A 20,195-nucleotide genomic window follows, 5' to 3' on the forward strand; every position below is an offset into this window, starting at 1 on the left:
ATCGCCCGTCCTCTACACTGGATCGGTGATGTCAGGCAGCAGCGATCCAGCGACCCCGGGCGATCCGGAGACCCCGACCGACCCCGTCGACCGCGAACCCGCCCTCGTCGACCGCGAACCCGTCGACGGCGACCCCGCACCGGGCCGGTTCGAGTCCGGTCCCGAGGGCACCGACTCCGTCGACCCCGTCCTCACCGGAGACCAGCTGCGGAGCATGGGACGCTGGATGTTCGCCCGCGGCCTCCTCGGGTTCGCGTTCGGCATGGCCACGGTGTTCTGGCCGCGCGACATCCTCGCGAACGCCACCCAGCTCACCCTCGGCGTGCAGACCGTCGACTGGGTGATCATCGCCTACCTCGCGCTCTCCGCGGTCCTCCTCGTCCTCGCGGCGCGCCGCGCCCCGCAGCCGGTGCGCACTGCGCTGCTCGGCCAGGCGGTCGTCGTCGTCCCCGCCGTCGTCTTCCTCCTCATCGCCGACACCCCGCCGCAGCTGCGCGCCGCCGTCTGCATCTGGGCGATCCTCCACGGCGCCCTCGAGCTGTGGATCCACCGGACCCTGCGCGCCGCGCCGATGGCCTCCGACCACCTCATCGCCGCCGCCTGCCACCTGCTGCTCGGAGTGATCCTCGCTTTCGGCTCGGACATGGGGGCATTGACGATCTTCGGCTTCGCCGGTGCGGCGGTCGTCATCGCCTCGGTACTGTATATGGTGGGCGGTTACTCCCGGGTCGCCCGCGCCCGCGCCTGACCGTCCGCCCCACGATCCGCGTCGCGACGATCCCGATTCCCGGCTTCCGCCCCGGCCCACCGACCGGCGCGGTGCCGGCCCGCACCTCGGCTGCGGCCGGGCGCCGCCCCGCCGACCAACACCACGTCGACCCCCACGCCACCAGCCACCACGTGAGAAGAGCCCCATGACCGTCATCACCTCCGGACTCGACACCTGGGATCCCGCGGCCCCGACCGCCGGGCCCCTCGGCGACCTCGCCGAGGCGATGCGCACCCTCGACGCCGACCTGTTCACCGCGATCGGACTCATCGCGCGCGCCCCGCGGCTGCTCGTCGCCACCGACTACGACGGCACCATCGCCCCGATCGTCGACCGGCCCACGCACGCCTACCCGCTGCCGATCTCCCTGGTGAGCATGCGCGCACTCGCCGCGCTGCCCGAGACCGAGGTGGCGGTGATCTCCGGTCGCTCGCTCCGCGACCTCGCCGCGATGTCCCGGCTCCCCCGCGAGGTCACTCTCGTCGGCTCCCACGGCTCGGAGACGGACATCGACGCCGTCGACGCGCTCTCCGCCGAGGAGCGCCGGGCCCTGGCCGGCCTGCAGCGCGCCGTCGCCGAACTCAGCGCCGAACTCCCCGACCTCCACGTCGAGACCAAGCCCACCGGCTCCGCCGTGCACCTGCGGGGTCTGAGCGACGACTCCCGTGCTGTCGCCCAGGCCGCGCTCGGCCGCATCGCACGCGAGGCCGGGGTCAACCTCGTGCGCGGCAAGGAGGTCGCCGACCTCAGCGTCGTGACGACCTCGAAGGGCGACGCCCTGCGCGAGCTGCGCGCCCGCCTCGACTCCGGGGCCGTGCTCTACATCGGCGACGACATCTCCGACGAGCTCGCGCTCGCCACGCTCGGCGAGGGCGACCTCGGCATCAAGGTCGCACCCGGCGCGGCGGGCGAGGGCCCCGGGTCCGGTGCGCCGGACGCGGCGATCGGCGCGGGTGCAGCCGGCGGGCACCTCGGCACCGGGGAGGCGTCCGGTCGCCCGGACACCCACGCGCGGTTCACGATCCCCGACCCGGAGACCGTCGCGCTCATCCTGACGAGCATCTTCGAGCTCCGCCGTGCCTGGCTGTTCGGCAAGAACGCCGTCCCGATCGAGCGGCACACGATGCTCGCCAACGGCCAGTCGACCGCGCTCGTCGACCCGGCCGGCCGGATCTGCTGGATGCCGCACCCGCTGCCGCACTCGGCCTCGATGTTCTCCGAGATCCTCGGCTCCGACGCCGCCGGCTACTACTCGGTGGGACTCGCCTCCGGGGCCAAGCCGCTGACCCAGCGCTACCAGGAGCACTCCACCCTCGTCGAGACCCGCTGGGCCGGACTCACCGCGCGCGACTACCTCGCCCCGGTCCCCGAGGACAGCCAGGACACCGTGCTCGTGCGCGCGCTGACCGGGGACGCCGAGGCGGAGATCCGGTTCGCCCCGCGCCCGGACTTCGGCGCCTACCCGACCCGGCTCGAGCGCGTGGGCGACGGCGTCCGAGTCCTCGGCACCGCGGAGCCGATCATGCTCCACGCGCGCGGCGTCGAGTTCGAGATCGTGACCGAGAACGGCTCCGACACCGCGGTCGCCCGGGTGCGCCCGAGCGAGTTCGAGAAGCAGAAGGTCGTGCTCGTGCTCGTGTGCGGCGGGTACTTCGGCGACACCGACTACCTGCTCGACGGCGGCGAGGAGTTCGTGCGCCGCCGGGCGGCCGGCTACTGGCGCAACTGGGTGAACAGCCTCGATCTGCCGCAGCTCAAGCGCGAGGAGGTGACGCGCTCGGCGATCACGCTGCGCGCGCTGTGCCACGAGCCCACCGGCGGCGTGCTCGCCGCTGCCACCTCCTCCCTGCCGGAGGGGATCGGCGGCATCCGCAACTGGGACTACCGCTACTGCTGGCTGCGCGACGGCTCGATGACCGTGCGCACCCTCATCGACCTCGGCTCGACCGCGGAGGCCGAGGGCTTCCTCGGCTGGCTGTCCGGGATCCTCGCCGACGCCGCCGGCCCCGAGCAGCTCCACCCCCTCTACGCCGTCGACGGGTCCGCACTCACCACCGAGGCCGTCCTCGAGCACCTGCCCGGCTATGCGGGCTCCCGCCCGGTGCGCGTGGGCAACGCCGCCGAGCACCAGGTGCAGCTCGACGTGTTCGGCCCCGTCACCGAGCTTCTCCGCGACCTCACCTTCACCCTCGAGGACCTGTCGGAGGACAACTGGCGACTCACCTGCGAGATGGTCACCGCCGTCGAGCGGCGCTGGCACGAGGCCGACCACGGCATCTGGGAGGCCCGCCGGGAGCCCAAGCACAACGTCTACACCAAGGTCATGTGCTGGGTCACCGTCGACCGTGCGATCGCGATCGCCGAGCACTTCGGGCGGACCATGCCCGGGGCGTGGCGGCAGCTGCGCGAGACGATCGCCGACGACGTCATCACCCACGGCTGGAACGAGCGCGTGGGCGCCTACACCGTGGCCTACGGCGAGGACGACCTCGACGCCGCCTGCCTCTTCATGGGCCTGTCCGGACTGCTCGCGCCGGACGACCCGCGGTTCGCCGCGACGGTCGATGCGATCGAGCGCGACCTGCGGGTGGGCCCGACGGTGTTCCGCTACCACTACGACGACGGGCTGCCCGGCCTCGAGGGCGGGTTCCACATCTGCACGACCTGGCTCATCGAGGCGTTCATCCTCGTCGGCCGGCTCGACGACGCGCGCGACCTGTTCCGGCGGCTCGACGACCTCATGGGCCCCACCGGGCTGTTCCCCGAGGAGTACGACCCGGCCTCCGAGACCCACCTGGGCAACCACCCGCAGGCGTACTCGCACCTCGGCTACATCCGGGTCGCACGGATGCTCGACGACCTCACCGGCGTGCCCGACCCCGCGAGCGGCCACACCGACCTCGACGACGTGGAGGACACGGACCGGGCCTGAGCGGGCCCCGGGCGCCGAACCGCGGAGTATCCCGGACCGAGCGCGCAATTGCGCGCCCGCTTTCGGATACCCCGCAGTACGATCGGTGCCGAGGCATGAGCGCCCGGACCGGCACGGCAGCGGCGCTCGGACGGGCACACGGGCACGAAGGGAGGCGCGGTGGAACCGACATCGACCCCGGCGCTGCTGCGCACGCTGCGCGTCGCACTCCACCTGAGCTTCGCCGCGTTGCTGGCGATCGGCGCGCTGCGCGTCCTCCTCACCCATCGGCCCGACCGGGCGGTCGTCGTCCTCGTCCTGAGCCTCACCCTCGTGCTCGCCGGCGTCTACCTCGCGGGCACGGTGTGGGAGCGGAACTTCGCGCAGGGCCGCACCCGCCGTGATCCCGGGCCGCTCGCGGTGCCGTGGCTGCTCCTCATCATCGCGCTGTGGACGGTCCTCACCCTGCACAGCGCCGACTTCTCCTGGGCGGCGTTCCCGCTCTTCTTCGTCGTCCTCGTCGTCCTCGGGCGGGCGACCGCGCTCGTGTGCATCGCCGGGCTCACCGCCGTCGTCGTGCTCGCCCAGATCCTCCACGCCCCGCCGTCCGGATTCAGTCCGGCGATGGCGATCGGGCCGGTCATCGGTGCGATCGTCGCCGTCGTCATCGGATTCGCCTACCGCGCGCTGTACCGCGACGCCCAGCGGCACCGGCGCACGGTGCGGGCGCTCGAGGCGGCGCGCGCGGAGCTCGCACTGCAGGAGCGGGCAGCCGGCCGGGCCGGGGAGCGGGAGCGGCTCTCCCGCGAGATCCACGACACGCTGGCGCAGGGACTGGCCTCGATCGTGCTCATGTCGCGGGCCGCGCACGAGGCGCTCGCCGGGGAGCAGAGGGACCTCGCCGCCGGCCGCCTGCAGGTCATCGAGGACACCGCGGCGCGGAACTTGGCGGAAGCCCGGCGCTTCGTGCGCGATCTCAGCGCTCCGGCGCTCGATGCGGACCTGCCCTCGGCGCTGCAGGCGCTGTGCGCCCAGACCGCCGAGCTCGCGCGTGCCGCCGGACGGGAGCTCGACTGCTGCTTCCGGGCCGAGGGCGTGTTCGACGGCGCGGCCCTGCCCGGGGCGCACCGCGCCGTGCTCCTGCGGGCGGCGCAATCGCTGCTCGCGAACGTCACCGCCCACGCCGGCGCCCGCACCGCGGTCGTCACCCTCGCGGCCTGGGACGACGCGGTGACCCTCGACGTCTACGACGACGGTGCGGGCTTCCGGGTGGATGCCGCGCAGGCGGGCAGTGCGGGAGATGCCGGCGGCGAGGGGGGTCCCGCGATGGCTGCCGGTGACCACGGCTACGGGCTGGTGAAGCTCCGTGCCCGCATCGCGGAGCTCGACGGCACGCTCGTCGTCGAGTCCGCACCCGGGGAGGGCACGGCGGTGAGCGTCCGCCTGCCGCTGCCGGACGCATCGCGGAGCGAGGGGCCCGCGCCGGCTGCCCTGCAGACTGAGCGCATCCAGCCGCAGGACCCGCGGATCGGCCAGCCGCGCACGGACGGGGAGGCGCGATGACCGGCACCCGTGTGCTGCTCGTCGACGATCACCCGGTGGTGCGCGCGGGACTGCGCGCGCTCCTCGACGCCGGCGGCGTGCAGGTGACCGCGGAGGCGGGGACCGGGGAGGAGGCGCTCGCGCTCCTCGCCGCGCCGGACCGGGCGTTCGACGTCGTCGTCATGGACCTGCAGATGGGCGCGGGGCTGACCGGGATCGAGGCGACCCGCCGGATCCGTGCCGAGGACGGCCCCCCGGTCCTCATCCTCACGACCTTCGACACCGAGGCCGACATCGTCGCCGCGCTCGACGCCGGGGCCACGGGGTACCTCCTCAAGGATGCGCCGCCGGATGCGGTGCGCCGAGCCGTGCGCGATGCCGCGGCCGGCCGGCCGGTGCTGTCCCCGAGCGTGTCCGCCCAGGTGAGGAAGCGGGCGGCGGCGCCGGCGACGGCACTGAGCCCACGCGAGATCGAGATCCTCCGGCTGCTCGCCACCGGCGCGACGAACCGCCGGCTCGCGCAGGCGCTGTTCATCTCCGAGGCCACGGTGAAGACCCACCTCGTGCACATCTATGCCAAGCTCGGGGTGGACAACCGCACCCAGGCGATCGACCGGGCCCGCAGCGCACGCATCATCTGAGCCACGCACCCTCCGGGTCACCCGCCTTCCGGGTCACGCGTCATCTGGGGCCGGGGCGCCTCGGCGGCGGGTCCAGGGGCGCCACCCCTCGCCGAACCGCGCGGTATCCGAACTCAGCCGCGCAATTGCGCGGCGGTCCCGGGATACTCCGCAGTCCGGCGGCGGGCGCGCCCCTCAGCCCGGTGCGTCGGTGCGGGGATCGTGCTCGGGGAGGAACACCTCGGTTCGGGCGCCGCCGGACGGGCCGTTGCTGAAGGCGATCCGCATCCCGAGCAGCCGGGCCTGGCCCTGCGCGATGACGAGGCCGAGCCCCATGCCGCCGCCCCCGGCGGACACGAAGCGGGTGGGCCCGGTGGCGATGATGTCTGGCGGATAGCCGGGCCCGTGGTCCTCGACGACGACGGCGTGCGGCGTCGTGGTGACGATGATCGGATCCGCCCCGTGCTTCGTCGCGTTGACGATGAGGTTGGACACGATCCGCTCGAAGCGGCGCTGATCGGTGACCACGGTGCGCCCCTCGGAGGCGTAGGTGACCTCGATCTCGTGCCCGGTGGTCACCCCCGAGGCGCCGAGCGTGGTGATGAGCGAGCGGACCGAGGAGTCGAGCGACATCGGAGCGAACTCCGGGTGCGCCCGGCCCGCGTCGAGCCGGGACACCTCGAGGAGATCCTCGACGAGCACCTGCAGGCGGGCCACCCGGTCGCGCACGAGCTCCGCCGGCCGCGACTGCTCCTCGAGGAGGTTCGCGGCGTTGACGAGCCCGGTGAGCGGGGTGCGCATCTCGTGCGCGAGGTCGGCGGTGAAGCGCTGCTCGGAGTCGAGCTTCTCCGCCAGTCGCTGGACGGCGGAGTCCGCCGCCGCGGCGAAGGCGGCCACCTCGTCGTCGCCGGTGTCGATGACGTCGGAGATCCGCGTCGAGGTGTCGCCGGCGGCGATCTTCCGGGCGGCCTGCGCGCCGAGCGTGAGGCGGCGCGAGATCTGCCCGGCGACGATCGACCCGATGCCGCCGATGACGATCGCCGAACCGAGCATCCCGAACAGGATCGCGCGGTCGATCGCGTTGAGGAGCTGCTGGGACTCCGCGGTCGAGGCGCGCACCGCGATGACCGCGGTGTGGGAGCCGACCTCGATCGGGGCGGCGGCCCAGATCACCTCGGTCCCGTCGGCGATGCCCCGGATCGTCACGCTCCGGCCGGCGAGCGCGGCCTCCCGGGCCTCGTCGGGCAGCTCGGGGTCGTCGACGCTCGTGTTGAGGGTGAGGACGCCGGTGTCGGAGTAGATCGAGATCGCGTCGGCGAGCTGGCTGCTGATGTTCTGACGCATCCGGTCGTCCTCCGCCGCCGCGGCGCTCTGCCGGACGATGACACCGCAGGCGAGCACGGCGATGATCACCGAGGACACGATGAGGATGACGATCTTCCACCGGAGTGACACGGGCGACTCCGGTCAGCCGGCGAACCGGTAGCCGAAACCGCGCACGGTCTCGATCATCCGGGCGCCGATCTTCTTGCGCAGCCGCTGGATGTGGACGTCGACGACGCGGGAGTCGCCCGCCCACTCGTAGCCCCACACCGTGTAGGCGATCTTCTCGCGCGAGTACACATGGCCCGGCTCCTCGGTGAGGAGCAGGAGCACGCGCAGCTCGGTGGGCGTGAGGTGGACCTCCTCGCCGTCGACCATGACGGTGAGCCGCCCGGTGTCGAGCACGAGCGAACCGAGCTGGGTGCGGTAGGGGCCGAGCTCCTCGCGCTCGGTGGGCCCGGACCGGCCCGACGGCTGCTGCTGGGCGGGGGCCTGGGCGGCGCCGGCGGTGGGCCGCTGGTGCGGGCGCGCCGGGTACCCGGCCGAGTGGCCCTCGGCGCTCCGGTGGGGCGACTGGGAGGGCGGCTCGGCCAGACCGGGGGACGGGCCGAGCACCTCGGGGATCCCGTCGGTGCCGACCGTGCCCGAGGCGCCGAGCCCGGCGGCGGGCGCGTCCGCCGCGGATCCGACCTCGTCGGGGGAGAAGCCCATGCGGCCGGTGCCGGCGGTGATGAACCGGCGCACCACCGCGCGGATGCGGGCGTTGAGCACCTGCATGTCGAAGGGCTTGGTGAGGTAGTCGTCGGCGCCGGCCTCGAGCGCCTGCACGATGTCGATCGGCTCCGAGCGGGCGGAGATGATGATGATCGGGGTGGTGGAGCGCTCGCGGATGGCACGGCAGATCGAGGCGCCGTTCATCGTCGGGAGCATGAGGTCGAGCAGCACGACGTCGGCACCGTGGGCGGCGACGAACTCGTAGCCGTCGCGGCCGTCCTCGAACGCGGACACGGTGTACCCGAACCGCTCGAGTGAGATCTGGGTGGTCTCGCGGATGACCTCGTCATCCTCGACCAGCACGATATGCATTCTTCTCCTCGCTCCTCATGCCCCGTCGTTCTGCGTGATCCGCTGCCCGGCTTCGAACCCGCCGTCGCGATGACGGTAGACCCGCACGGACCACCCGGACGGACAGCATTCGGGATCCCCCTCCCGGTACATCGACTCCTGGGCGACCAGGGTGCCGCCGCGACCCGGGGTGAGTGTCAGATCATGGCCTGAAACTATCAGGTTCACGCGGGGCCGGTCCTCGACCTGGGAGACGACGACGCCGGCGAACACCCGGTCGTCGCTCGGGGTGGATACGAGCGCGATCTGGAACTTCTGCCCGTCGGCGACGAACGGCTCGGCGAGCTCGATGCACTCGGTGCAGACGAGGAGCACCTCGTCGACCTGCGAGGCGTCGGGCTGATTGCTGATCGTCGTGTCGGCGAGGATCGCCTCCCGGATCGAGGGGAGGTCGAAGGGCTGGTCCGCCGGGCCGGCCGGCGGCGGGCTCACGGTGCTCGAGGACCGGTCCTGCGGGTTCTCGATCCGCAGTCCGGGGTCCGGGCCGCAGCCGGCGAGGAGTGCCGCGAGCGCGAGACCGAGCGCCGGCAGCGCGAGCAGGCGCCGGGGTGCCGAGGTGCGGCGGGGTGCCGAAGTGTGGCGAGGTGCGGAGGTTTGGCGGGGTGCGCAGGTGCGGGCGGTCGTCGAGGTGGGACGGTTTCCCGAGGTTCGGCGGGATCCCGAGGTTCGGCGGGATCCCGAGGTGCGGGCAGGGCGACGTGCTGCCTGTCGGGGGGATCCGGGCTGCCTCGTCACCACCTCAGTGTGCCCCGCCTCGGGCGTCCTCTCAAGGCGCGGCAGGTGCGTGTCCGGAGCACGAGGTGCCTCCCCGCTGGACCGCGGACTGCGCGGCGGACGTCCATGCGGACGGACGCCTGCTGCCATGCGTACCCATGCGTACTGCGGAGTATCCGGATCCTGCCGCGCAATTGCGCGGCAGGATCCGGATACTCCGTGGTGGCGCCCGCCGCCGCCGGGAGGCCGGGTGCGGGGCCGAGGCGTAGAATGGAGGCCATGACCTCACCTCGGAAGCCCACTACACCCGCCGGGCAGCCGGCCAAGGCCGTCACCTACCAGCACACGATGATCTTCGGCTTCATCGCGGCGATGGTCGTGTTCGTCTCCACGGTGATCTTCACGCAGGCCTGGAAGTCGCTCACCGCGCTCGGCCTCTCGGTGCTCTACACCGCCATCACCTTCGTCGTCGTGACCGCTGTGGCCGCGCTGCTCAACTGGGTCACCCGCAACGACACCCAGCACGAGAACACGGAGTTCCCCGTCCTCAAGTGAGCTCCCCGTCCCCGTGCGGACGGCCGCATGCGGGCGACCTTGAGCGGGCGGCCTCGTGGGGGCGAACTCGTGCCGGCGAGCCCATGTGTGGCGTCCTCACGTGGAGCGCTGAGACTGCGATATCTCGCGGATTCCTTCTCAGGAACCGCGAGATATCGCATTCCGGGGGTCAGCGGAAGCGGAGCAGGCGCAGGCTGTTGAGCACGACGAACACCGAGCTGAACGCCATCGCGGCCCCGGCGATCATCGGGTCGAGCAGCCCGGCCGCGGCGATCGGGATCGCGGCGGTGTTGTAGGCGAAGGCCCAGAACAGGTTGCCCTTGATGATCCTGAGCGTGCGCCGGGACAGGCGGACGGCCTGCGGGATCTGCTGCGGATCGCTGGCCACGAGCGTGATGTCCGAGGCCGCGATCGCGGCATCCGTGCCGCTGCCCATCGCCAGCCCGAGGTCCGCGCGGGCGAGCGCTGCGGCGTCGTTGACCCCGTCGCCGACCATCGCCACGACCCGGCCCTCGTCCTGCAGCCGCTCGACGACCGCGACCTTGTCCGCCGGGCGGACGTCGGCGTGGACCCGGGTGATGCCGACCTCGCGGGCCACGGCGTGCGCGGCCCCGGCGTGGTCGCCGGTGAGGAGCACGGGCTCGAGCCCGAGCTCGCGGAGCTCGCCGATCGCGGCGGCGGCGCTCGGCTTGACGGTGTCGGCGACCTCGATGCGGCCGACGTACTCCCCGTCGATCGCCGCGGCGACGAGCGTCGCGGCGGCCCCCTCGGACTCGTCGGCGACACCGGGGATCCCGGCCTCGCGGAGCAGCCCGGGGCGCCCGATGAGCAGCGTCCGGCCGTCGACCACGGCGCGGATGCCGCCGCCGGGGATGTTCTCGAAGTCGGTGACGTCGAGACGCGCGGGCCCGGCGTCCCCGGCACTCGCCGACTCCGCCGCGCGGGCGATCGCCTGGGCGATCGGGTGCTCGCTGCGGGACTCGGCGGCGCCGACCCGGGCGAGCTGCTCGGGTGCGAGATCGTGCCCGACGACCTCCATGCGGCCCTCGGTCACGGTGCCGGTCTTGTCGAGCACGATGGTGTCGACCTTGCGGGTGCTCTCCATCACCTCGGGCCCGGAGACGAGGATGCCGAGCTGCGAGCCGCGGCCCGAGGACACCGCGAGCGCGGTCGGGGTGGCGAGTCCGAGCGCGCACGGGCAGGCGATGATGAGCACCGTGAGCGCGGCATGGAGCCCGGTGGTCCAGGTGCCGCCGAGCAGCCCCCAGCCGAGCAGCGTGAGCACGGCGATGACGATGACGGCCGGCACGAACACCGCCGACACCCGGTCGGCCAAGCGCTGCACCGGCGGTTTGCCGGTCTGCGCGCGGGTGACGAGATCAGCCATCGCGGCGAGCGTGGTCTCCGCACCGACGCGGGTGGCGCGGACCTCGAGCGCGCCGGAGGTGTTGACGGTCGCCCCGGTGACGGGATCGCCCTCGGCGACCTCGACCGGCACGCTCTCACCGCTGAGCATCGACTCGTCGATCGCGGAGTGGCCGGCGACGACGACCCCGTCGGTGGCGATCTTCTCCCCGGGCCTGACCCGGAACACGTCGCCGATCACGAGGTCCTCGACGGGCACCTCGACCGCGGTGCGGGCAGCGCCCTCGCCCCGGAGCACGGTCGCCGAACGGGCGCCCAGGCTCAGCAGCTCGCGCAGCGCGCGCGTCGCGGCGCCCTTCGCGCGCTCCTCGGTGAGCCGGCCGATGAGGAGGAACACCGTGATCGCGACGGCCGCCTCGAACCAGATGTGGTAGTCGTGCGGCAGGTGGAGGACGTGGCCGCGGGACACGGCGAGGCCGAGGGTGAAGAGCGAGTACAGGCCGGCGACGGTGATGCCGACGCTGACCAGGGTGTCCATCGTCGTCGAACCGCCGCGGGCGGCCTTGAACGCCGCCTGGTGGAACGGCCAGGCGCCCCAGGTGATGACCGGCAGGCTGAGGACCAGCACCACCCACTGCCAGCCGGGGAAGTGCCAGCCCATCACCATCGAGATCGCGATCACGGGCACGCCGAGGATCGCCGAGCCGATGAGGCGGGGACGCAGCCGCTCCGTGCCGTAGTCGACGACCTCCGGGCCGGCGCCGCCGGTGAAAGGGGCGCGGACGGTCGCGGAGTAGCCGGCGCGGGACACCGTGTCGGTGATCTGCTCATCGCTGACGTCGCCGGTGACCTCGACATGGGCGGAGTTGAGCGGCAGGTTGACGCTCGCGCTCACGCCGTCGAGCCGGTTGAGCTTCTTCTCGATCCGGGCCGAGCACGAGGCGCACGTCATCCCGGTGATGTCGAGGTCGAGCTCGCGCACCCCCACCGGGGCCGAGGTGCCGGCGGGGGTGCCCGCCGGTCCTGCGGCTCCGCCCGGTCCCGAGGTGCGCGAGGCGCTGGGGGAGGTCATGTCACTTCACCTCGTAGCCGGCCTCGTCGACCGCGGCGGCGACGGCCGCATCATCGAGCGGCTGCTCGGAGGTGATGGTGACGGGGGAGCCACCGCCGGCCACGAGGTCGACCTCGACGGCGGAGACGCCGGGCAGCGCCCCGACCTCCTCCTTCACGGCGGCGACGCAGTGTCCGCAGGTCATGCCGGTGACGGTGATCGTGGTGGTGGTCATGTGGTGCTCCTTCAGTGGTGGATGGCGGTGATGGGCGGGTGGATCCGGTGAAGCCGGCGCAGCCCCTCAGCTCTTGATGAGTCGGGCGATCGCGGCGGTGGCCTCGGCGATCTTCGCCTCGGCCGACTCGGGCGATTCCTGCGCCGCGGTCACCACGCAGTGCTGCATGTGCTCGTCGAGCAGGCGGATCGACAGGGAGTGGAGCGCGGCGGTGGCGGCGGAGACCTGGGTGAGGATGTCGATGCAGTACTTGTCGTCCTCGATCATCCGGCCGATCCCGCGCACCTGCCCCTCGATGCGTCTGACCCGTGCGAGGTGGGCGGCCTTGTCCGCGGTGTAGCCGTGCGGCGGCTGCGGCTCCGGGTGGGTCTGCGGTGTGTCCATATCTGGAGAATATACCCCTAGGGGGTATGAATCAAGAGGGTGACGGGAGGGCCGGGCGGCAGGATGTGCGGATCAGCCGGGCGGGCGGTCGGCGGCCGGAGCCCGGGTGGCGTCCGGGTGGACCCCGGTCCGGCGAGGTGAGGCGCCCGGCCCGGGGAGGTGAGGGGAACCGGGTAGCCGCCGGCCCGGGGACGTGGCGGATCCACCACGCGCATGTGCCGATCCGGCGACCCGATGGGCCCGGCCCGGGCGCGGACTGCGGCACAATGTCCCCATGAGCGCCCGTGATCTGCCCGAACCGCCTGTGCCGCAGCCGAAGCCGGAGGACGGGTCGCGTGCGCAGGTCCCCGCCGCCGCGCCTGCGGAATCGGGAGGCGAGCCGCAGCGGGATGCCGAGCGACCGCGCCGCCGGTCCGCCCGGGCCGTGCACTGGCGTCGGCCCGATCGCCGTCGCCGCCGCGGCAGGGGGCCGCTGCGCTGGTTCCGGATCGGGGTCGCCGGGCAGATCCTCCGCGCGATCACCGTGATGTTCCTCGGCATCGTGCTGCTCACCACGACGATCCTCTACATCCAGCTCTCGCAGAAGAACAACGAGCACTTCCAGAGCCTCCTGGCCTCCTCCGCGGACTCGCTCGCCGCCTCCCCGGCCGTCCACGAGGCGCTGTTCGCCGACTCCGCCTTCTACTCCCCCGATGAGCAGGCCCCCGGGGCCGGCCCCGGGTGGGTCGAGGGCACGCAGGGGCGCGAGGACTTCACCGACTACCTCACCGCGGTCAAGGCCGACTACGAGCTCGATCGGCTCGCGGTGTTCTCCGCCGATGCGCTGCGCGGGGCGGAGATCGGCTCCGGGACGAGCAACCCGGGGGAAACGATCCCCGCCACCGGCGGCCCGGCGACGGAGGAGGCCGCCGCGGAGGTCCTCGCCGCGATCGATCCCGACCCCGTGCTCTCCGGGCGCACCGTCCTCCAGTTCGTCGACGGCGAGGCCGGTGGCACCCTCTACGCCGTCGCCCCCGTCTACAGCACGCCCCCGGGGGAGGAACCGGCCGCGGACGCCGAGGTCGCCGCCGTCGTCGCCACCGGGCTCCAGGCCGACTCCATCCGCGCCGATTTCGCCCCCCAGGGTCGCTGGATCATCGGCAGCGGTGCGCTGACGATCCTCATGGGCACGATCGCGGTGTGGCTCGCCTCCCGCGGACTCAAACGGGTGACCGGCGACTACGGGACCCAGGAGCTCGGCGAGATGCTCGACTTCTACTCCTCCGTCCTCCAGGCGGTGAGCGAAGGGCTGCTCCTCGTCGACCGCAACCACGGCATCGTCCTCCACAACACCGAGGCCGCCGAACTCGTCGGCCTGCCCGCGGACGGGACAGGGGACCCGGTGCGGATCGCCGACCTCGAGCTGCCCGGATCGCTGCGCGAGCTGCTCGTCAGCGGCCGCTGGGCGCGCGACGAGATCCACTACACCGATGACCACGTGCTTGTCGTGAACCAGCAGCCCACTGAGCAGTCCCCGGACACCTGGGTCACCACCATGCGCGACCACACCGAGCTCCAGGAGCTGTCCGGCGAGCTCGTGTCGGTGCGGTCCTTCTCCGAGTCCCTGCGCTCGCAGACCCACGAGTACGCCAACCGGCTCCACACCATGGTGTCGCTCATCGAGATCGGTCACAGCGACCAGGCGCTCGAGTTCGCCACCCGTGAGATCGACCAGATGGACCGGCCGGCGGACAACCTGCTCGGCGGCTTCGACCACCCTGTGCTCTCGGCCCTGCTGCTCACGAAACTCTCCCAGGCCAAGGAGGCCGGCATCGACCTCGAGGTCGACACGAGCGGCCTGACCGGCGGGCTGGCGGCCGAGGACCGCGACCTCGTCACCGTGATCGGCAACCTCCTCGACAACGCCTTCGACGCGGTGTCCCGGGCCGGCACAGCACCGGAGCGCCGCCGGGTGTACCTCACGATCTCCGGAGCCGAGGAGCGCGGCTACACCGTCGAGGTCGCCGACGACGGCCCCGGCATCTCCGAGGACTCCGTGGACCAGGTGTTCGAGCGCGGCTTCTCCACCAAGCACGACGGCGTCGAGCAGGATTCGGGCGCCGGCCGCACCGAGGACGGTGCCCGCGGGGTCGGGCTGTCGCTCGTCGTGCAGGCGGTGCGCCGCCTCGGCGGGGCGATCGACGTGCGCGGCGGGCCCGACTGCGAGGGCGACCCGCTGGGCGCGGCGTTCGAGGTGTGGCTGCCCGGCACACCGCCGATCCGCCAGTCCGGCGTCCCCACGGGCAGCCTGCCGATCGTCGCGATGCCGGAGGAACCGTGGGATGCCGCAGGAGGCGCCGCGGGGTCCGGGGTGTCGCGCGATGCCGCGCCGGCCTCCGCGCCCGGGCCCGCGACGGGGTCTTCCATCGGGCCCGCGACGACGCCCGAAGCCGGCTCGCGGCCCGGATCCGAGGGAATCCATTAGGCTGGAGACGAGTATGGGAGCGCAGCACAGGCAGACCGATGATCACGGTGTCGGAGTCCTCGTCGTCGAGGACGAGAGCGTCGCCGCGAAGGCGCACGCCCAGTACGTCGATCGGCTCGAGGGATTCCACGTCGCCGGGATCGCCCGCAACGCGACGCAGGCGCTCGCCGCGCTCAGCGGCCAGATCATCGGCATGGACCCGGCGCGGATCACCCTCGTCCTCCTCGACATGAACCTGCCCGACGGCCACGGGCTGCAGCTGCTCCGCGCGATCCGCGGCAAGCACATCCCCGTCGACGTCGTCGCGGTGACCGCCGCCCGCGACATGCAGGTCGTCCAGGAGGCGCTGTCGCTGGGTGTCGTGCAGTACATCATCAAGCCCTTCACCTTCCCGGTATTCAAGTCCAAGCTCGAGGCGTACCTGGGCTACCGGGCCACGCTCGCCGCCGACTGCGACGGGGCGGAGATGACGCAGACCGAGGTCGACGCCGCGCTCGCGGCCCTCGGCGCCGCGCCGGCGAAGACGGCCCCCAAAGGGGTGCCGGAAGCGGTGCAGGAGCAGATCACCGGGGTGCTCGCCGACGGGAGCGCGATGTCCGCAGCCGAGGTCGGGGACCGGATCGGGGTCTCGCGCGTCACCGCCCGCCGGTACCTCGAGGCGCTCACCGACGCCGGAGCGCTCGACCGCCGGCCGCGCTACGGCTCCGCCGGCAGGCCGGTGCTCGAGTACCGGATCCTCGATTGAGCAGCCGCCGCACCGGCCGGTGAGCGCCCGCCGCGCCAAGCGGCCGACCACCCCGGGCGACGGCTGTCAGCGCTCGGGGGCGAACAGCGAATCCGTGTAGGCGCTGCCGACCACCGCGTGCGGGTCGAGGCGCGCCCGCAGGGTCCGGAAGTCCTCGAAGCGCGGGTAGACCGCACCGAGCTCGGCGGCGGTGAGCGTGTGGACCTTGCCCCAGTGCGGGCGGCCGTCGAACTCGCGGCAGATCTGCTCGATGCGGCGGAAGTACTCCGCGGAGTCGTCGCGGAAGAACCGGTGGCAGGCGATGTACATCGACTCCCGGCCCGTCGCGGTCGACAGGGGCACGTCGTCGGCGGCCGTCGTGCGCACCTCGAGGGGGAACGAGATCCGCCACCGGCGCTCCTCGATGAGGTCGCGGATCCGGGCGAGCACCTCGGGCCCGGCGGCGAGCGGCACCGCGTACTCCATCTCGGTGAACCTGACGCGGCGCGGGGACACGAAGGCCTCGTGCGCGGGCGCCCGGTAGAGGCGGTTCGAGGCCGCCTCCGCGGCGGCCCGGTTGAAGAACGGCACGAGCGCCGGCGCGCGGTGGCCGATCTCGCAGATCGCCCGCAGCGCCCCGTTGTCGAGCACCTCCTCGTTCAGCAGCTGCGCGAGGCGGCGGCGGGGCCGGGCGGCGGACACCCCGGCTGGCGGCGCCTGGCCGGGGGCCACCCGCACGTTCGTCTTGACGAGCGCTCGGTCGGTGTGCGGGAACCAGTAGAACTCGAGGTGATCGCACTGCGCGGAGCGGGCGACGAAGGTCGCGAGGAGATCGTCGAAGGGCTCGGACTGCTCGCGGGCGACGACGTCGAAGCGCGGGACGCACGCGAGCTCGATCTCGGTGATGACACCGAGCACGCCGAGACTGAGGCGGGCGAGGTCGAAGACGTCGGGGTCCGCGGCTCGGGAGAGTTCGCGGCGCGCGCCGTCGGCGGTGAGGAGCGTGAGGCCGGTGACCATCCCGGCGAACCCGGTGAAGCCGAGCCCGGTGCCGTGGGTCCCGGTGGAGATCGCGCCGGCGAGCGACTGCGGGTCGACGTCGCCCTGGTTGGCCAGCGCGAGGCCGTGCGGGGCGAGCAGCGCGGGGATGTCGCGCAGCCGGGTGCCCGCCCGGAAGCGCACCCGCCGGGTGGCGGCATCGACGGCGACGATCCCGCTCAGCGCGTCGAGGGAGATCATGGTCCCGGTCCCGAGTGCGACGGGGGTGAAGGAGTGCCCGGCGCCGATGACGCGGATCCGCTCCCCGCTCCCGTTCGCCGCGGCGACGACCGCGGCGAGCTCGGATTCGTCGGCGGGAGCATGGAACGCCGCGGGGTGGGCATGCGCGGTGCCCGACCAGGTGCTCACGCGGCGGCTTCGTCCGGTCCCGCCCGTCGGCGCACCTGTCAGTGCGCCCATCCGGAACCTCGATACGTCGACCATGAGTCGATGATCTGACCGCCGGCGACGATGTGGAATCCGGTGAGGTGCTCCGCGAGCTCCCCGGCCTTGGCGTGCCGGAGGAAGACGTGGGCGCCGAGCGGCAGCGTGTCCGCGCCCGGACCGTGGAGCGGGGTCTGCACCTCGCCGGGGCCCTCGGTGGAGCTGTAGGCGAGGCCCTCCGGCCAGGCGATCGTCGGCCGCCGGTCGTCCCCGGGCGGGCCCGAGGCGATCCAGCCCCCGCCGGCGACCGTCACCCAGCCGGGGGCCGGCCTGCGGACCACGGGGAGGGCGAAGAACGCCGCCGGCTCGTGACGGAAGCCGCGGTAGGTGTCGTAGAGGCCGGGGGAGAACAGGCCGGAGCCCGCGGTGAGCTCGGTGAGCGTGCCCTCGGCCGCGCTCGTCTCGAGCGAACCGGTGCCGCCGCCGTTGACGAACTCGAGCTCGGCGACCTCGCGGAGCGCGGCGACGACCCGGGTGCGGCGCTCGCGCAGCTCCGCGACGGACATCCGGCGCACGGTGCGCACGGCGAGCGCGTGCGCACCGCGCCCGGCATCGCCGAGACCGGCGATCTGCCCCTCGTACGACATCACGCCGACGAGCCGGAGTCGCCGGTCGGCCACGATCCGCCCGGCGAGGGCGAGCGCCTCGGCGACCTCCCGCACCGGGCTTCGGCGGACGCCCAAGTGCACCCGACCGCGGGTGAATCGGTGCGCCGGACGGAGCGAGGCATCGAGGTCGAGGCACAGGCGCAGCGGCTGCGCGGCGGTCGAACCGGCGGGGCCGTGAGTGGGGGCGAGCGCTGCGAGCAGGACATCGATGCCCTCGTCCGAGTCGACCATGAGCGTGATGTGGGCGAGCGCCTCGGCGTCGGCCGCCAGCGCGCGGAGACCCTCCCGGTGGACGGTCGGATACGCGACGACGATGTCGCGGAAGCCGAGCCGGTGGAGATCGAGCGCCTCGGGCAGTGAGAAGGCGAGGATCCCGCCGTAGCCGGGGGCGGAGAGGACCCGTTCGAGGGCGTGGGGTGCGCGGAGGGATTTCGAGGCGACCCGGATCGGGAGCCCGGCGGCACGGGCGCGGAGCGCGGCGATGTTGCGATCGAAGGCATCGCGATCGATGACGCCGAACGGCCCGTCGAGATCGCCGACGGCCCTGCGCAGCTCTGCACTCACCATGGCGCCGGCCTAATCGACGGCGACCCGATTTGTTACTCATGCGTAGGGTCGGGTGATCCCGGGGGCGCGTCTGGGATCATGGGGGGATGACTGCGAAGCGCACCGCCGACACCGGCACCTCTCCTGCCGCTACCACTCCTGCCGCCTCCTCCGCGGCCTCTCCTGCAACCGCCTCGGCCGAGCACCCGGTCGCCCTGCCCGAGCGGCTGCGGGAGTTCCTCGCCGGGGATCCGCTCGCCGATGTCTCCGGCTCCGGCGCCCCGGTCGAGGTCAGGGCACCCTTCTCCGGGGAGCTGCTCGGCACCTTCGCCGGGTGCACGGCGGACGATGTCGCCGTGCGCGCCCGCGCCGCCCGGATCGCCGGCAGGGCCTGGGCGGACCGCCCGGTGCGGGAGCGCGCCGCCGTCGTGCTGCGACTCCATACCCTCATCCGCTCCCACGAGGAGCTCATCCTCGATGTCATCCAGGCGGAGAACGGCAAGGCGCGGCTGCACGCCTACGACGAGGTGCTCGACGCCTACAACGTATGCCGCTACACCGGGGTGACCGCCTCGCGGGTGCTCCGGGCGCGCTCCCGGCGCGGCGCGATCCCGGGGCTGACGACCACGCGCATCGACCGGTCCGCGCTCGGTGTCGTCGGCTTCATCAGCCCCTGGAACTATCCGCTGTCGCTCGGTGCCACGGATCTTCTCGCCGCCCTCGTCGCCGGCAACGCCGTGGTCCACAAGCCCGACTCCGCGACCCCGCTGTCGAGCGTGCTCGTGCGGCGGCTCGCGATCCGGGCAGGACTCCCGGCCGATGTCTGGCAGCTCGTGCCCGGCGAGGTCGCCGAGGTCGGGGAGAGTCTGCTCGACCACGTCGACGGGCTGTCCTTCACCGGGTCCACCTGCGCGGGGCGCGGCATCGCGGCCGAGGCGGCGGCCCGGCTGCTGCCCACCGTCCTCGAGCTCGGCGGCAAGAACCCGATGATCGTGTGTGCGGACGCGGATATCGACGCCGCGGTCGCCGGCGCGGTGCGCGGGAGCTTCAGCTCGAGCGGCCAGCTGTGCCTGTCGATGGAGCGGATCTACGTCGTGCGGCCGCTCTACGAGGAGTTCTGCACGCGCTTCGCGGCCGCGACCCGGGCTCTCACCCTGGGGGCGGCCTTCGATCACTCGGCCGAGGTCGGCACCCTGAGTTCGGCCGCGCAGTTCGATCGGGTGCAGGAGCACATCGTCGATGCCGTGGCCGCCGGCGCCCGAGTGCTCGCGGGCGGCCGGGCGCGGCCCGACCTCGGCCCGTTCTTCTTCGAGCCCACGGTGCTCGTCGATGTGCCGGAGTCCGCACAGCTGTGCCGGGAGGAGACCTTCGGCCCAGTCGTGGCGGTGTCCGCGGTCGACAGCGAGGACGAGGCGGTGCTCGCGGCCAACGACACCCCCTACGGTCTTAACGCGAGCGTGTTCTCCGGCTCCCGGCGGCACGGGATGGCCGTCGCGCGGCGCCTCGAGGCCGGGATGGTCAACGTCGACGAGGCGTTCGCCGCGGCCTGGGGGTCGATCGACGCGCCCTCGGGCGGGTGGAAGGACTCCGGGCTCGGGCACCGCCACGGGCCGGAGGGCCTGCTCCAGTTCACCCGCACCCGGACGATCGCTCACCAGGCTCTCGTGCCGCTCGCACCCGGCGGACGCCTCTCCCCGGCTCGCTTCCAGCAGGTGATGACCGGCGCCCTCGACGTCATGCGCGCCCTGCGGATGGGCTGATTCCGCGGGGATCCCGG

The 20,195-nt window shown here is 73.1% G+C and carries 16 protein-coding genes; 8 read left to right on the forward strand and 8 right to left on the reverse strand.

Annotated elements, in window-relative coordinates; translation table 11 throughout:
* Positions 1–28 precede the first annotated feature (28 nt).
* The 4 genes from AB0I45_RS05255 to AB0I45_RS05270 all read left to right on the forward strand — a co-directional run bounded on the left by AB0I45_RS05255 (position 29) and on the right by AB0I45_RS05270 (position 5,863).
* Positions 29–748 (forward strand): hypothetical protein, encoded by a 720-nt coding sequence (locus tag AB0I45_RS05255; protein WP_137318573.1) that lies wholly within the window; start codon positions 29–31, stop codon positions 746–748.
* A 166-nt stretch (positions 749–914) separates the two neighbouring features.
* A complete protein-coding gene (gene otsB, locus AB0I45_RS05260; protein WP_360317207.1) occupies positions 915–3,701 on the forward strand; it encodes a trehalose-phosphatase in 2,787 nt (928 codons plus the stop codon).
* 159 nt (positions 3,702–3,860) lie between these two features.
* Complete coding sequence (locus AB0I45_RS05265) at positions 3,861–5,243, forward strand: histidine kinase (protein WP_360317210.1); 1,383 nt, start codon at positions 3,861–3,863, stop codon at positions 5,241–5,243.
* Entirely contained in the window at positions 5,240–5,863 is a 624-nt protein-coding gene (locus AB0I45_RS05270) for a response regulator transcription factor (protein ID WP_137318576.1), read from the forward strand. The genes AB0I45_RS05265 and AB0I45_RS05270 overlap by 4 nt, the downstream gene beginning before the upstream one ends.
* A gap of 174 nt (positions 5,864–6,037) precedes the next feature.
* Here the strand turns inward: AB0I45_RS05270 and AB0I45_RS05275 are convergent, their stop codons facing one another.
* From AB0I45_RS05275 to AB0I45_RS05285, 3 genes are read right to left on the reverse strand one after another with little or no spacing between them, the layout of a single operon-like run.
* Positions 6,038–7,297: a HAMP domain-containing sensor histidine kinase gene (locus AB0I45_RS05275; protein WP_265809562.1), complete on the reverse strand. Its 1,260-nt coding sequence runs from the start codon at positions 7,295–7,297 to the stop codon at positions 6,038–6,040.
* 12 nt (positions 7,298–7,309) lie between these two features.
* Positions 7,310–8,251: a response regulator transcription factor gene (locus AB0I45_RS05280; RefSeq protein WP_137318578.1), complete on the reverse strand. Its 942-nt coding sequence runs from the start codon at positions 8,249–8,251 to the stop codon at positions 7,310–7,312.
* Positions 8,252–8,266: 15 nt separating this feature from the next.
* Positions 8,267–9,025, reverse strand: a complete 759-nt coding sequence (locus tag AB0I45_RS05285) for a hypothetical protein (protein WP_254668905.1) — start codon at positions 9,023–9,025, stop codon at positions 8,267–8,269.
* A gap of 258 nt (positions 9,026–9,283) precedes the next feature.
* Here AB0I45_RS05285 and AB0I45_RS05290 point away from each other — a divergent pair, with 258 nt between their 5' ends.
* Positions 9,284–9,559 carry a hypothetical protein gene (locus AB0I45_RS05290; RefSeq protein ID WP_247424240.1) on the forward strand — a complete coding sequence of 92 codons (276 nt, stop codon included), beginning with the start codon at positions 9,284–9,286 and terminating at the stop codon, positions 9,557–9,559.
* A gap of 169 nt (positions 9,560–9,728) precedes the next feature.
* On the opposite strand, the gene AB0I45_RS05295 is transcribed toward AB0I45_RS05290, so the two are convergent.
* The 3 genes from AB0I45_RS05295 to AB0I45_RS05305 all read right to left on the reverse strand — a co-directional run bounded on the left by AB0I45_RS05295 (position 9,729) and on the right by AB0I45_RS05305 (position 12,594).
* Positions 9,729–11,996 carry a heavy metal translocating P-type ATPase gene (locus AB0I45_RS05295; RefSeq protein WP_360317216.1) on the reverse strand — a complete coding sequence of 756 codons (2,268 nt, stop codon included), beginning with the start codon at positions 11,994–11,996 and terminating at the stop codon, positions 9,729–9,731.
* 1 nt (position 11,997) lies between these two features.
* A complete protein-coding gene (locus tag AB0I45_RS05300) occupies positions 11,998–12,210 on the reverse strand; it encodes a cation transporter (protein ID WP_137318581.1) in 213 nt (70 codons plus the stop codon).
* Positions 12,211–12,276: 66 nt separating this feature from the next.
* Positions 12,277–12,594, reverse strand: coding sequence for a metal-sensitive transcriptional regulator (locus tag AB0I45_RS05305; RefSeq protein ID WP_295689746.1), 318 nt, complete (start codon positions 12,592–12,594; stop codon positions 12,277–12,279).
* A 274-nt stretch (positions 12,595–12,868) separates the two neighbouring features.
* On the opposite strand from AB0I45_RS05305, the gene AB0I45_RS05310 reads away from it, so the two are divergent.
* Together AB0I45_RS05310 and AB0I45_RS05315 are read left to right on the forward strand one after the other, a co-directional pair.
* Entirely contained in the window at positions 12,869–15,058 is a 2,190-nt protein-coding gene (locus tag AB0I45_RS05310; RefSeq protein WP_295689744.1) for an ATP-binding protein, read from the forward strand.
* 13 nt (positions 15,059–15,071) lie between these two features.
* A complete protein-coding gene (locus AB0I45_RS05315; RefSeq protein ID WP_137318584.1) occupies positions 15,072–15,803 on the forward strand; it encodes a response regulator in 732 nt (243 codons plus the stop codon).
* A gap of 66 nt (positions 15,804–15,869) precedes the next feature.
* On the opposite strand, the gene AB0I45_RS05320 is transcribed toward AB0I45_RS05315, so the two are convergent.
* Together AB0I45_RS05320 and AB0I45_RS05325 are read right to left on the reverse strand one after the other, a co-directional pair.
* Complete coding sequence (locus AB0I45_RS05320) at positions 15,870–17,189, reverse strand: D-arabinono-1,4-lactone oxidase (RefSeq protein WP_360317221.1); 1,320 nt, start codon at positions 17,187–17,189, stop codon at positions 15,870–15,872.
* Between the two features lie 38 nt (positions 17,190–17,227).
* Positions 17,228–18,439, reverse strand: coding sequence for an alanine racemase (locus tag AB0I45_RS05325; protein WP_295690649.1), 1,212 nt, complete (start codon positions 18,437–18,439; stop codon positions 17,228–17,230).
* An 86-nt stretch (positions 18,440–18,525) separates the two neighbouring features.
* Between AB0I45_RS05325 and AB0I45_RS05330 the strand changes: the two genes are divergently transcribed.
* Positions 18,526–20,178, forward strand: coding sequence for a succinic semialdehyde dehydrogenase (locus AB0I45_RS05330; RefSeq protein WP_360317224.1), 1,653 nt, complete (start codon positions 18,526–18,528; stop codon positions 20,176–20,178).
* Positions 20,179–20,195: the final 17 nt, after the last annotated feature.

The organism is Brevibacterium sp. NPDC049920 (assembly GCF_040656435.1).
Taxonomy (GTDB): Bacteria; Actinomycetota; Actinomycetes; order Actinomycetales; family Brevibacteriaceae; genus Brevibacterium; species Brevibacterium pityocampae.